The sequence below is a fragment of the Caldisericum insulae genome, assembly GCF_047785965.1.
GTDB classification, from domain to species: domain Bacteria; phylum Caldisericota; class Caldisericia; order Caldisericales; family Caldisericaceae; genus Caldisericum; species Caldisericum exile_A.
Genome location: NZ_JBLOBF010000001.1, coordinates 320521 through 333425, shown reverse-complemented (window position 1 = coordinate 333425; position 12905 = coordinate 320521). Strand labels below are relative to the sequence as shown.

The 12905-nt window shown below is 33.9% G+C and carries 14 protein-coding genes; 10 read left to right on the top strand and 4 right to left on the bottom strand.

What is annotated here, in order from left to right:
- Positions 1-5: 5 nt before the first annotated feature.
- Genes rho through ACMV0E_RS01655 form a run of 10 tightly spaced genes read left to right on the top strand, consistent with a single transcriptional unit; the run spans position 6 to position 8732 of the window.
- Entirely contained in the window at positions 6-1469 is a 1464-nt protein-coding gene (rho, locus tag ACMV0E_RS01700; protein WP_416084642.1) for a transcription termination factor Rho, read from the top strand.
- A complete protein-coding gene (locus ACMV0E_RS01695) occupies positions 1459-2040 on the top strand; it encodes a thymidine kinase (RefSeq protein ID WP_416084641.1) in 582 nt (193 codons plus the stop codon). The genes rho and ACMV0E_RS01695 overlap by 11 nt, the downstream gene beginning before the upstream one ends.
- A complete protein-coding gene (gene prfA / locus ACMV0E_RS01690; protein ID WP_416084640.1) occupies positions 2033-3106 on the top strand; it encodes a peptide chain release factor 1 in 1074 nt (357 codons plus the stop codon). The genes ACMV0E_RS01695 and prfA overlap by 8 nt, the downstream gene beginning before the upstream one ends.
- 17 nt (positions 3107-3123) lie before the next feature.
- A complete protein-coding gene (gene prmC, locus ACMV0E_RS01685) occupies positions 3124-3918 on the top strand; it encodes a peptide chain release factor N(5)-glutamine methyltransferase (RefSeq protein WP_416084639.1) in 795 nt (264 codons plus the stop codon).
- Between the two features lie 2 nt (positions 3919-3920).
- Complete coding sequence (locus tag ACMV0E_RS01680; protein WP_416084638.1) at positions 3921-4496, top strand: L-threonylcarbamoyladenylate synthase; 576 nt, start codon at positions 3921-3923, stop codon at positions 4494-4496.
- On the top strand, positions 4493-5002 hold the full coding sequence (def, locus tag ACMV0E_RS01675; protein ID WP_416084637.1) for a peptide deformylase: 510 nt from the start codon (positions 4493-4495) through the stop codon (positions 5000-5002). Before ACMV0E_RS01680 ends, def begins: the two co-directional genes overlap by 4 nt.
- Entirely contained in the window at positions 4999-5910 is a 912-nt protein-coding gene (gene fmt / locus ACMV0E_RS01670; protein ID WP_416084636.1) for a methionyl-tRNA formyltransferase, read from the top strand. The genes def and fmt overlap by 4 nt, the downstream gene beginning before the upstream one ends.
- Entirely contained in the window at positions 5907-6692 is a 786-nt protein-coding gene (locus ACMV0E_RS01665) for an electron transfer flavoprotein subunit beta/FixA family protein (protein WP_416084635.1), read from the top strand. The genes fmt and ACMV0E_RS01665 overlap by 4 nt, the downstream gene beginning before the upstream one ends.
- Positions 6670-7527, top strand: a complete 858-nt coding sequence (locus ACMV0E_RS01660) for an electron transfer flavoprotein subunit alpha/FixB family protein (protein ID WP_416084634.1) — start codon at positions 6670-6672, stop codon at positions 7525-7527. Before ACMV0E_RS01665 ends, ACMV0E_RS01660 begins: the two co-directional genes overlap by 23 nt.
- The gene (locus tag ACMV0E_RS01655; RefSeq protein WP_416084633.1) at positions 7509-8732 is read left to right on the top strand and encodes a molybdopterin molybdotransferase MoeA; all 1224 of its coding nucleotides are present in this window, start codon (positions 7509-7511) and stop codon (positions 8730-8732) included. Before ACMV0E_RS01660 ends, ACMV0E_RS01655 begins: the two co-directional genes overlap by 19 nt.
- 6 nt (positions 8733-8738) lie before the next feature.
- On the opposite strand, the gene ACMV0E_RS01650 is transcribed toward ACMV0E_RS01655, so the two are convergent.
- The 4 genes from ACMV0E_RS01650 to ACMV0E_RS01635 form a co-directional block, all read right to left on the bottom strand.
- Complete coding sequence (locus ACMV0E_RS01650; protein ID WP_416084632.1) at positions 8739-9386, bottom strand: bacterio-opsin activator; 648 nt, start codon at positions 9384-9386, stop codon at positions 8739-8741.
- Complete coding sequence (locus ACMV0E_RS01645) at positions 9383-10285, bottom strand: KaiC domain-containing protein (RefSeq protein WP_416084631.1); 903 nt, start codon at positions 10283-10285, stop codon at positions 9383-9385. The genes ACMV0E_RS01650 and ACMV0E_RS01645 overlap by 4 nt, the downstream gene beginning before the upstream one ends.
- 290 nt (positions 10286-10575) lie before the next feature.
- Entirely contained in the window at positions 10576-11685 is a 1110-nt protein-coding gene (locus tag ACMV0E_RS01640) for an amidohydrolase family protein (protein ID WP_416084630.1), read from the bottom strand.
- Positions 11678-12844, bottom strand: a complete 1167-nt coding sequence (locus tag ACMV0E_RS01635) for an amidohydrolase family protein (protein WP_416084629.1) — start codon at positions 12842-12844, stop codon at positions 11678-11680. The genes ACMV0E_RS01640 and ACMV0E_RS01635 overlap by 8 nt, the downstream gene beginning before the upstream one ends.
- Between the last annotated feature and the right edge of the window lie 61 nt (positions 12845-12905).

Sequence of the window (12905 nt, the reverse complement as noted above, 5' to 3'; positions counted from 1 at the left end):
TCTAAATGGATGAAATATTAAATTTATCTGAAAGCGATTTAAATGCAATGACTGCAAGGGAGCTTTACAAAATTTCTCAAATTGTAAAATTAAAGAATTATTCTCATTATAGAAAAGATGAACTTGTTAAAGAATTGTATAGGCTAATTCAGTCTTTAAAGCAGTCTTCTAATAACAAAAAAGAAACTTTAAGAGAACCAGCAAAAGAATCTTCTGTGAAAACTAAAAATACACCAAATGAGTCTCACGAGCAAAGAACAAAAGAAGAAAAAGTCGAACAAAAAGAAAGTCTTCAAGATTTACTTGATACCTCCAAAGGGACAGCTGAGACGGCTTATGTAAAGGTTGAAAATGAACCTCAACTTTATTTTAAAGGACTTTTTGAGGCACACCCCGACGGATATGGATTCTTAAGAGCAAATTATTTTCCATCATTCACTGACATTTATGTTTCTCCTCCATTGATCCGTAAGTTTGGATTAAGAACGGGTGATGTTGTATCTGGTCCTGTCCAAAGACCACAAAAAGAAGGTGAAAGATATCCTGCTCTTGTTAATGTTGATACTATAAATGGAATTAAAGTTTCAGGATATTTAAAACGCCCTATATTTGAGAACTTAACCCCGTATTATCCTACAGAGAGGGTTGTTCTTGAAACTCCTGGTTGTAATATTGCATTAAGAGTTATTGATCTTATCGCACCTCTTGGAAAGGGACAAAGAGGATTGATTGTTTCTGCTCCAAAAGCTGGTAAAACAACTCTTATGAAAGAAATAGCTAAAAGTGTTGTGAAAAATCATCCAGAAATTTATCTTATGATTCTTCTCATCGATGAACGTCCTGAAGAGGTTACCGATATGAAGAATTCTGTTGCAGCAGAAGTTGTTAGTTCTACGTTTGATCAGCCACCCGAAAATCATATTAGAGTTGTTGAGTTAGCACTCGAAAAGGCAAAACGACTTGTTGAAATTGGAAAAGATGTAATGATTCTACTTGATGGTATTACAAGACTTACACGCGCTTATAACCTTCTCAGTTCAACAAGTGGAAAAACCCTTTCTGGTGGTCTTGATCCTGCTGCAATTAGAGGACCTAAAAAGTTCTTAGGTGCAGCAAGAAGTATTTTAAACGGTGGTAGTCTTACAATACTTGCAACTGCATTAATTGATACAGGCTCAAAATTAGACCAAGTTATTTATGAGGAATTCAAAGGGACTGGAAATATGGAAATTGTCCTTGATAGAGAGCTTGCAGAAGAAAGAATATTTCCGGCGATTGATATTAAGAAGTCTGGCACAAGAAGAGAAGAACTTTTGTATAGCGAGGATGAATACAAAAGAATTTTGACTTTAAGAAAGTTTATAAGTTCCCTTGAGCCTGGAGAAGCTCTTGAAAGACTTATAGAAATGTTAAAGCAGACAAGAACAAACGAAGAACTTTTAAGGAGTATAGTGCCAGATGAAAGGTAAAATTGGAAAAATTGAAGTAGTAACTGGTTGTATGTTTTCTGGAAAAAGTGAAGAATTGATAAGAAGAGTAAAAAGAGCAAAGATTGCAAAACAGAAAGTTCAGGTTTTTAAGCCAGCCATAGATACAAGATATTCGGTTGTTGAAGTCGTTTCTCATGCAGGCGAGAAAGTTGAAGCAATCCCAGTTTCATCAACAAAAGAACTTTTAGAAAAAGTCGATGAAGATACAGCGGTTATCGGAATAGACGAAGCTCAATTTTTTGATAACGAAATTGTAGATGCCTTAAGAAAGCTTTCAAGGCTTGGCAAAAGAATAATTGTTGCAGGTCTTGATATGGATTTTAGGGGAGAACCTTTTGGACCAATGCCTTTTATAATGGCAATTGCAGATGAAGTGTTGAAGCTTCATGCAATTTGTACCGTATGTGGCGAGGATGCAACTATGACTCAAAGACTTATAAATGGAGAGCCTGCAAACTATAATGATCCAGTAATAATGATTGGAGCAAGTGAATCATATGAAGCACGGTGTAAATTGCATCATTATGTAAAGGGTGGTAAGAATGATTGATCGACTTGAAAAAACTGTCGAAAGATATAATGAACTTTCAAGATTGCTCTCCGATTCATCTGTAATTTCAAATCCTGATTTATTTAAAAGATATTCAATAGAATACAAGGAACTCGAGCCAATAGTAAATCTATATTTGAATTATAAAAGAGTTGAGTCTGAAATAAAAGATGTTTTGGATCTTCTTAGTACTGGGGATCCTGAACTTCAAGAATTGTCAAAAGCCGAACTGGAACATTTGGAACAGGAAAAAGAGAGAATTTTAAAAGAACTTAAAATTCTTTTGATTCCAAAGGATCCATACGAGGGTAAAAATATAATTATGGAAATACGTGCTGGAGTTGGCGGAGAAGAAGCAGCACTCTTTGCAAAAGATCTTTATAAAATGTATCTTGGATATGCGGATAAAATGGGTTTTAAAGTCGAAGTTCTGGACTCCCATGAAACTGACCTTGGAGGATTTAAGGAAATTATTTTTTCTATTTCGGGAAAAGATGTGTATAAACATCTAAAGTATGAAAGCGGAGTACATAGGGTACAGCGTGTGCCAGAAACAGAAGCTTCAGGAAGAATTCATACTTCTACTGCAACAGTTGCGGTTTTACCTGAAGCAGAGGAAGTTGATGTTCAAATCAACCCTGATGATTTGAGAATTGATGTATTCCACGCGAGTGGACATGGTGGACAGAATGTTCAAAAAGTTGCAACAGCTATTAGAATCATTCATAAACCTACTGGTATAATGGTTACATGCCAAGATGAACGCTCTCAACTTCAAAATAAAATCAAGGCAATGAGAATTTTAAGGGCAAGACTCCTTGATCTTTATGAACAGCAAAAGGAACAAGAAATAATAAGTGCAAGACGTGCTCAGATAGGTAGGGGCAATAGAAACGAAAGAATTAGAACATATAATTTTCCCCAGGGGAGAGTAACTGATCATAGAATAAATCTTTCTCTTTATAATCTTCCCGAGATTATGGAAGGAAATTTAGACGAACTTATTAACGCTCTTATGGAGAATGAAAGAGCACAACTTCTTGAAGAATACTTTGGAAAGTCATGACAGTAAAAGAGGCTTTTTTGGAGTCAATACGGGCTCTAAAAGGTATAAGTGATGAATATTACCTTGAGAGCTTAATTTTGTTATCTTATATATTGAATACAAGTAAAGAAAAGGTTTATCTTAAAGAAAGCGAAAGTTTAAATGAAAGTCAGATTGAGCTGTTTAAAACTTCCCTTGAAAAATTAAAGAATAAATACCCTCTGCCATATCTAATAAAACGTAAGGAGTTTATGGGTCTTGATTTCTATGTTGATGAAGGCGTATTAATTCCTCGACCTGAAACAGAAACTCTTGTAGAACTTGCAATCGAGTATGGATGTAAAATGGAAAATTTTTTAGACATTGGTTGTGGTTCTGGCGTAATTGTTCTTTCTATTTTGTACTACTGTAAGAGTCTTAAGGGACATGCGATTGATATCTCAAGTGATGCGATAAAGATAACAAAATTAAATGCCGGACGTCTAAAGGTATCTGACAGACTTGAATTAACCTTGGGTGATTTTAGAGATTTTAATTTAGATATTAAATTTGACTTTATAGTATCCAATCCTCCTTACGTCAGAAAAAGCAATCTAAAAAATCTTTTCTATGAGCCGTTGATTGCCCTTGACGGTGGCGATGATGGTTTTGAGATTTACCCTGATTTGATTAAAAAATCAGTACGTTTACTTAAGAATGATGGTTTTGTAATCTTTGAGATTGATCCATCTATAAGGGATAAGGTTCTAATTGAAATGAGAAAATACTTCAAAAAAGTTACCATAATCAAAGATTTGGCACAGTTCGATAGATTTGTTATCGGGAGGTTTTGACAATGAAAAGACAATATGAAGAAGCTCTCAAACATCTCAATAATCATGGAGTTATAGCATTTAAAACTGACACAGTTATGGGGCTTGGTGTTAATGGACTCGATAATATTGCAGTGAAGAATTTGTTTGATATTAAAGGTAGATCTTATGATAAGCCCTTATATCTTCTTGCTTATTCCATTGAGCAAATATATGATTATGTATATGGTGTGACTGAAGAAGCACTCAGCTTAATGGAAAAACATTTTCCTGGGGCGCTTGCAATTATTCTGAGATCCCAAAAGAAACTCTACACAAAGCCCAATGAAAAGGGGGAAACTTTGGGTGTAAGAATCCCTAATTATCCTGACTTATTGGATTTTTTAGCATTTATTAAACTTCCAATTTTGAATACTAGCGCTAACATTTCAAATTCGCCACCTTTACTTACGAAAGAGAGTGTTATTCAAACGTTTGATGACAAAGTACTGTATATTGAATTTGAACATGATATAGAGATGCTCGAATTGCCTTCTACCGTTGTTGACCTAACTTCTGGAAAACCTACTATAATAAGAAAAGGGGCAGTTGAAATATGAGGATATATACATATGGACACCCGATTTTAAGAAAGAAGGCAAAAAAATTAACAAAAGTAGATAGAGAAATTGAGAAGATTATTAATGATATGTTTAAGACTATGCAACTTAATACACCCAAAGGTATTGGACTTGCAGCAACTCAAGTTGGGGTTACTTACTCCTTTTTTGTATATGAATTAGAAGACGACAGAGGGGTTGTTATAAACCCAGAAATTCTAGAAAAAAGGAAAGAAACAGAAAATGAAGAAGAAGGTTGTCTCTCAGTTCCAGGTATATATGGAATTGTGGAGCGACCCAAGGAAATCGTTGTTAGGTATTTAGATCTTGACGGGAAAGTCCATGAAGAGATATTAAGTGGCTTAAAGGGAAGAGTTTTTCAGCACGAGATAGATCATCTCAATGGAATAATTTTTACAGATTATATCGATAGTATTGATAAGTTGGAAGTTGATGAAGGGTACGAAATACCAAAAGAACTTATCAAAAGATACATGGAGAAATGAGAATTGTTTTTTTTAGTGGATCTGAGATTTCTATTCCTTTTGCTAGAGCTTTAATTGAGGACATTATTTTATTTGTTACGCTTCCACCAAAAATAAGAGGAAGAGGAAATAAAATATCTCCGAATCCTATAAAAGTATTTGCAGAAGAGCATGGGAAGGCTACAGTAGAATTAGATAATTTTTCAGATGGAGCTGTAAATAAAATAGCATCTTATAATCCTGATGCACTTTTAGTTTTTTCTTTCGGAAAAATTTTACCAAAGTCGATCCTCGATTTGACAAAATGTCCCCTAAATATTCATCCTTCGGATCTTCCACAATATAGAGGTGCAAGTCCTATCGAAAGACAACTTATGGATGGAGTTAGTCGATCTGCAGTTACTATAATAAGAATGAATGAGGAGATCGATAAAGGAGAAATAATTCTCAAGAAACACTTTGATGTTTCAGTATATGATGATTATTATTCTTTTCTAAAAAAAGTTTATGATATTGGCATCCCTCTTGTGAAAGAAGCTCTTGTGTGTTGTCTTAGTTCAACGTGTGTCAAAATTCCTCAGGAAGGAGAAGGGAGTTATGCAAAAAAGATACGCAAAGAAGAAGAAAAAATAGATTGGAGTAATGATGCATTCAGTATACACAATAAAGTTAGGGCACTCACAAGGATTGGTGCTTATACAATTTTTAGAGGGAAAAAATTGAAAATTTTCAAAACAGACTTTATAATTGATTTTTATACTAGCTTCTTACCTGGTACAATAGTTGACGTTAAAAATGACTACTTTCTTGTTTCAAGTGGAAAGGGTTGTCTTAAGATTATCTCAGTTCAGCCAGAAGGAAAAAAAATAATGGATTCAAAAGATTTTATAAATGGATACAAACCAAAAGTTTCAGAGGTGCTATTATGAAAATCATTGTTCTCGTAAAAGTTGTTCCGAAAAAGGTAGAATTTGATAAGGATAAAAAGAGATTGAAAAGATCTCAAGAAAGTATGATAAATCCGAGTGATTATTTTGCTTTAGGAGCTGCAATAGAGCTAAAAAATAAGTTTGGGTTTAACGTTCACGCGGTTAGTATGGCTCCACCAAACTCAAAAGATTTATTGGTTAAACTCTACGATTACGGAGTAGACCAAATATTTTTACTATCTGATAGTTTGTTTGCAAATTCTGATGTATTTGCAACTTCAAACGTATTAACAAATTTTATTAATAAATTTGATAGTAATTATGACTACATATTTGCTGGAAATTTTTCTTCCGATGGTCTCACAGGAGTTCTTCCTGGAGAAATTGCTTCTAAGCTTTCAATTTTCTATTTTTCAAATGTAGTAGCAGTAGATTACCAAGAAAATCATCTAATAATTGAAAAAGCAAACATTAATCAAATAATTCGATTTAGGATTGAAAAAAAGGCTTTGTTGAGTTTCTCTGATAAGGGTATGTTTAAAGCACTACCAAACTTGTATTATGCATTTGAGTCAAAAGAAAAAACAATTGAAATATTATCAAACGATACTTTAAAACTTTCTACGCTCGATGTGGGTACTGAAGGATCAAAAACAAGCATAAAAGATATATTTGAAATAAAATTAGATATTCAAAATGATCTGATAAAAGAGAACGGCAGTATGGTTATTACTGAGATCCTTTTGAAAGAGGTGTTAAATGAAAGCATTGGTGATTTATGAAAACAATTTACCTAATATAAAATTGTTAGCTTGTAACTTTGATAGTATAAAAGTTGCGAGCTTTAAAAAAGATAACGCCGCAGATTATCTACCTTCTAATCCCATTAAGTTTAGCCATGAAGGTTTTGATTTTATTTCTAAGATCAAAGATATAAAAGATTACGATGTAATCTTTTTTTCTAACGAAGTTTTGTCCAAAGAAGTTGCATCGCTGTATGCAGGAAAAAATGCGCTTGGTGTTATATCACATGTAAGTGAAATCAAGGTTCACAAAGACAATTCCCTATCTTTTATAGTTTATGGATGGGGAAATCTTGCAGTTGAAATAATGTCTAAAACAAAACCAACAGTTTGTATCTTACATAGCAGTACTTCTAAAGACAAATATAATCCTTTAACAATAGATTTAATTGAGGTTTCAAATGATGAGTCGTTGAATTTAATTGAAACACGTTATCAAAACATTGATGACAAAATAAAAACTAAAATTGCTATTGGTATTGGTCTTGGGGTATCAAAAGACTTATTTGAAAAAATATTCTTCATCGCGGAAAAACTTGGTGCTGAAATAGTTTGCACTCGTCCTGTTTCAGACATGGGCTATCTTCCTTATGAAAAAGTTATTGGAGATACAGGAAAGGAGATCGAAACTGATTTTTATATTGCTTTAGGTATTTCAGGATCGATTCAACATTTAAGCGGAGTCCAAGCAAAAACGATCATTGCTGTGAATTCAGATCCAAATGCTCCTATATTTGCAAAGGCACAAATTAAAATAAATGATAGCGTAGAAAGAGTTATTGAGGGATTATTCCAATGGGCGAAAAGTTTCTAACTGTTTATTCTCCCGATGAAGTAATTGAAAAAATTTTGAATCTTTTTATTATTAATAAGAAAAATCTTTCTATTCCTGTTGAGAATTCTTATGGATATTATGCTGCAAACGATGTTTATTCTCAAATTGACTTACCACCTTTTAGAAAATCTCTTGTTGATGGTTTTGCAGTAAACTCTAAAGATGTCAAGGGTGCAAGTTTTGAAAACCCTGTTTTTTTGAAAAATTTAGGGGAAATAAAAATTGGTACTAAACCTGAGATATTAATTTCCAATGGAACTACGTGTTATGTGCCGACAGGAGGGGTAGTACCTGAGGGAGCTGATGCAGTTGTAATGGTTGAAGATAGTGAAGTTAAGGGTGATACAGTTTTTATTTTTAAAGATATTCAGTCAACACAAAATATGTTTGAGGAAGGAAGCGAACTTAAAAAAGGCTCAGTCATTTTAAGAAAAGGAGAAAGAGTTGATGAAAGGATTATTGGGCTTTTAAATTTTGTAGGTGTTCGATTTGTTGATGTTCTTTCACCCATAAAAATAGGCATAATTTCAACAGGAGATGAAATAAGCGATGAATATCCACTACCTTTCGGAAAAATATTCGACTATAACGGGATAACATTAAAATATTTAATCTTGAAAGATGGCTTTTCTCCTTCATTTTATGGTGTGATTAAGGATAATGCTATAAATATTAAGTATGCTTTAAGTATTGCATTACAAGAAAATGATCTTGTAATAATGACAGGAGGAACAAGTAAGGGTAATTTTGACTTAACTGTTGATACCATTAATTCGCTTGGAAAACCAGGAGTTATTGTTCATGGATTAAATGTATCTCCGGGAAAGCCTACAATATTTGGTGTAGTTAATGGTAAATTGATAGTTGGTCTTTCTGGAAATCCTCTAGCAGCCTTTATGATATACTCAACTGTTATAAGAAAAATGATTTTTGAAAAACTTGGTATCAGATTGCCTCTGAAGAAAGTTATTGGTAAGCTTTCAACTCAAATAAGTTCAAGAAAAGGAAGAACCGAATTTGTTCCGGGAAGATTAAGAATAGAAAATAGTGATAATATAATAGATCCATTGCTATCTGATTCCTCTTTTACTTTCATTCTAAGTGATTCACACGGATATTTCAAGGTGCCACAGGAAAAAGAAGGACTGTTAGCAAACGAACTCGTGGAGTTTTTTCTTTGGTAGGGATTTTTATTCTTTCATTTTCAAATGTTCTTTAATCTCTTTTATCAGTTGGGCCGGTGTGTTTATAGGATACTGTAAATGTGGCAATATTTCAATCAATTTTACCTCCTTAAATGTTATATCTTTCAATTTTTCCTGTAATATTTCGTAAGTATTAATTGGGAAATTCAACCCTTTTATTCTCTTTAAAACCATATATGCCCAGGGAATTTCTAATGCCTTCATCATGTCTTCAAGTACAATTGAACTGAAGTTAACAATGACTTTTGCATCCTCCCCACCTTTTACAAGTTTATAGGCTAACTTTGCGATTCCTCCTGCCGTGTGAGTTTTGAGATCTTTTGTTTCTTCTTTTGTTAGCTCTTCAATTTTTTGAATTTTCTCAAGTGCCAGTCCTGGATCTGCCCTTATTATGCTTCGTACAGTGTTTTTTGTTATTCCCACCTTTTGTGCAATCTCTTCTTCAGAACGTAAATACTCTTCCCTCAAAACAACTGTAAGAGTTGCTCTTGCAAGAGAGGGAAGCCAAGTTAAAGTTCTGTATTCAGCAAGTTTTACAATGCCACCTAATAGGTCAATAGCCTTTGAAAACACTCGAGCGACAAGGTCTTCAAATTCTGATTGAGGTATTTCTTTTCCTTGCACTATAATCATAATTCTTCACCTCCTCCTGAAATTGGTTCTTTAATTTTAACAAGGCCTGTTTCTGTTATTTCTAAAAAGCGTGTTTTGGTATCATGACCAGAGAGTCTACACCCATCTATCCTAAAAAGTCTTACAATATCACCTAAAGGTTTTTTGTAGATTTTTGCTTTATATTGCGAATCAATAAGATCCTTTGCAAGTACAATCGTTCCGTCAACTATATGGCCAACGGCATAACCTCCTGCCGCTTCTGCTGTTAGTTCTTCATGCCCGCTCCTTTTTTGCGACACAAAAAGTGCGGTTTGATACCAAGATTTCATAAAGTTGAACAACCTTCTTACAATAGCCCTTGCGAACATCTCTTTGCTTTCAAAAAGCCCTGTAACAGAATCGATTATTGTGAACCTTGCTTTAAAATTTTGAATAACATAAGCAAGAGTTGCTAAAAGATCAGGAATGTTTTCTCTGAGGTTGTATGAAGAAGCAGCATCAATTAAGATAATATTGTCTTCAAAATCCTTGAAATTATATCCCATTGCAGTAGCTCTAATTTGAAGTGATGCTGCAACAAAATTTGCGGGAGACTCCACAGTAATAAAAACTACCTTGGATCCTTTATTTGCCTGTTCAATTGCAAACTGCTCAACCATAAGTGATTTTCCAGTATCACTTACACCAGTAATATTCATAACTGAATATGCAGGGATTCCACCAAGAGACTTTTTTACAAGTTTACCTTTCTCTTCTCGTACAATGTAGAAAAGTTCGTCGAGTCCTTCTATTCCACTCTGAATTCCATAAATTTTTGGGGCCTTCTCAAGTGCTTGGCTACCTGTGTATATGTTTTTAAAATCAACTTTTGGCTGAGTCCCTTTTTCTTCTTCATTATAAAGATCCTTCTCTTCCATTTTTGCCTCCTAATAAATTTTAATCCTTATTTGATTTTTACAAAAGATATTTTTCTTAAAACTTAAAAATTTTTTGCAATCTATTAGAGTACATTTAAGCAATAGGTATCTTATTGCTTAATATATAATAAGGGACTCCTTGAAAAATAAATGTATTTTATACCTTGGAAGAAATTAGAGGCTAATCCTAAAATGTTGTATAGTTTTTTCAATTAACAATTAATAAAACTTATTTTTCAAATGTAAAAAGCGGGGCAATTAAAAGCCCCGCTAGGATGGAAATTGGATTTTTATATTATTCTAACGCCTTTTAAGAAAATATGAGTTGTTATTGCGTTAGTATCGTATGGACTGTTATCAAAAGCAACAATATTTGGAATTCCTTCAGCCCTAAGTGTCCCGAGGTTTTCTTTTCCAATGATTTTTGCAGGATTAAGAGTTATAGTTTTTAAGGCATCGACTTCGTTAAGTCCTTCTTTTACAAGAAGCCCTGCATTTAACCTGAGATACTTGCTCGGGAACATGGGATGTCCCGTCGTAAGTGCAGTTAAGATGCCTTCATTGATTAGTTCAATAGGTACATTTGGAGAAAGTCCTTTGAGTTCAATTGACCAACGTGGGAACATTACCGGTCCATAAATGACAGGAACATTATTTTCCTTAATTAAATTTTTAACTAAATTTGATTGAATACCATAAAGGATTGCCGATTTCAAATTAAACTCCTTAGCAATTCTCAGGGATGTCGCAATATCATCTGCTCTAAAACTTGCGAATATTGCAAGATCATTTTGAGAAATTAAATCTTGTAAAGCTTCATATGCAAGATTAAGTTCTTTGTGTTCATTCTTGTATTCAATTGCTTTATAAAGTGTATCTCTTATAACATATGCAATACCCATTCTTGTTGATGGAGTTTTGTTTTTGGATCCGTAAATAGATTTTGGTTCAGAATTAATTGAAAATTTAACTCCCAAAGGATTCTGAATTAGCATATCAAGAACATGCTTACCCTTGTTGTAAATAAGAGCTCCACGACCACCTATTGGATTTGCATTTCCTGGAAGTACCAAGCTTATAAGCGTTCCACCTCTAATCGCCTTCTCAAATGCTTCATCGTATGGATTTATACCATCAAGAGTTAATAATTCAGGTGTAACAGGATTGGTTGCCTCATCCAAATCATCGCCTTCTATTTTGCCAAGGGATTCTTCTTTTAGCCCAATTCCTGAGCCAAGGTCTATAATTGGGGGCATTACAAAATTTGCAGTATAGGTTTCTTTGGCAGATTCGTTTATGTCATCTCCAATGTGATAAATTTTATTTTCGTCAAAAAGAATTACTCTATCCTCTAAAATTTCTTCACCAGTGAAAAGCTTCTTTGCATAGAGTTTATACATATTTTCCTCCTTCAATTATCACATTTCCTTCCAAAATAACTGTATTCGCCTTAGAAGTTACTGAAAAGGGATTTTTATCAAACATAACAAGATTTGCGATTTTTCCTTCTTCGATGCTTCCATAATCGTTATCAATCTTTAAAATTTGTGCTGGATTTATTGTAATAAGTCGAAGCGTTTCATCAAATCCTAGCCCACCCTCGTATGCAACGAGTCCTGCCTGAATTAGCGCAAAACCAATAGAAACAACTGGATGATCAGTCATAAGAGCGACTTTTACTCCTGCATCAACCAGTTTTTTAGGATTTTCAAAGGAGTTTGGTTTAGTTTCAACCTTCGGAGAAACATCAAGGATAGGTCCTAAGATTACAGGGATATTTTCCTTAGCAAGGAAATCTCTAATTTTTGCAGAATCTGTTCCGTGTTCAATTACAACATCAAGACCAAATTCATGCTTTGCTATTCTTACTGCTGTAACAATATCATTTGCTCTATGAGAGTGGATTCTAAGCGGTATTTGATGATCAAAGACGAGATAAAGGCTTTCCATGTTTAAATCAAAGTCAACTTTCTCACCTCTCTTTTTCTTTTCGTAATAACTTTTGCCCTTGAAAAGTGTTTCTCGAAATACTTTAGCAGTTCCCATTCGTGTTGTAGGTAGTTGATTTTTAGAAGAGTAAACTCTTTTTGGATTCTCGCCAAAAGCGCATTTAAGACCAGCAGGGTTTCTAATTACCATTTCATCAACAATCTTACCATAGGTTTTCATAACTACACTCAAGCCACCAATTACATTTCCTGAACCTGCTCCAGTAAATACAATTTCGAAACCTGTTTCAAAGGCCTCCTGAAACGCAGGATCATATGGGTTAATAGAATCGATAGCTCTAAGTCCAGGAGTTGCAGGATTAGTCATTTCATTACCATCTTCATCCATCTCTGTTCCTTCAAGAGAAAATGTGCCGAGGTGAGTGTGAGCATCAATAAACGAAGGAAAAAGCAATTTCCCTTGTGCGTCTAAAACTTTTGTGTTTGTTTCGTCCACATCAATTTTTTCAGAACTAACTCTTTTAATTCTATTACCTTCAATTAGGATGTTTCCGTTCTCAAGAACACCCTGTGTGACAGTGTAAACTTTAGCATTTTTAATTAAAAGCATTTTTCGCCTCCTTCCTTTGCTATTTTACTCCATAATAATGATTTTAAAAAGTTTTCTATAT

Excerpts from the sequence above, each read along its gene's own strand:
- rho (WP_416084642.1), top strand. The coding sequence starts at position 6 with ATGGATGAAATATTAAATTTATCTGAAAGCGATTTAAATGCAATGACT.
- ACMV0E_RS01695 (WP_416084641.1), top strand. The coding sequence starts at position 1,459 with ATGAAAGGTAAAATTGGAAAAATTGAAGTAGTAACTGGTTGTATGTTT.
- prfA (WP_416084640.1), top strand. The coding sequence starts at position 2,033 with ATGATTGATCGACTTGAAAAAACTGTCGAAAGATATAATGAACTTTCA.
- ACMV0E_RS01680 (WP_416084638.1), top strand. The coding sequence starts at position 3,921 with ATGAAAAGACAATATGAAGAAGCTCTCAAACATCTCAATAATCATGGA.
- def (WP_416084637.1), top strand. The coding sequence starts at position 4,493 with ATGAGGATATATACATATGGACACCCGATTTTAAGAAAGAAGGCAAAA.
- fmt (WP_416084636.1), top strand. The coding sequence starts at position 4,999 with ATGAGAATTGTTTTTTTTAGTGGATCTGAGATTTCTATTCCTTTTGCT.
- ACMV0E_RS01665 (WP_416084635.1), top strand. The coding sequence starts at position 5,907 with ATGAAAATCATTGTTCTCGTAAAAGTTGTTCCGAAAAAGGTAGAATTT.
- ACMV0E_RS01660 (WP_416084634.1), top strand. The coding sequence starts at position 6,670 with ATGAAAGCATTGGTGATTTATGAAAACAATTTACCTAATATAAAATTG.
- ACMV0E_RS01655 (WP_416084633.1), top strand. The coding sequence starts at position 7,509 with ATGGGCGAAAAGTTTCTAACTGTTTATTCTCCCGATGAAGTAATTGAA.
- ACMV0E_RS01650 (WP_416084632.1), bottom strand. The coding sequence starts at position 9,386 with ATGATTATAGTGCAAGGAAAAGAAATACCTCAATCAGAATTTGAAGAC.
- ACMV0E_RS01645 (WP_416084631.1), bottom strand. The coding sequence starts at position 10,285 with ATGGAAGAGAAGGATCTTTATAATGAAGAAGAAAAAGGGACTCAGCCA.
- ACMV0E_RS01640 (WP_416084630.1), bottom strand. The coding sequence starts at position 11,685 with ATGTATAAACTCTATGCAAAGAAGCTTTTCACTGGTGAAGAAATTTTA.
- ACMV0E_RS01635 (WP_416084629.1), bottom strand. The coding sequence starts at position 12,844 with ATGCTTTTAATTAAAAATGCTAAAGTTTACACTGTCACACAGGGTGTT.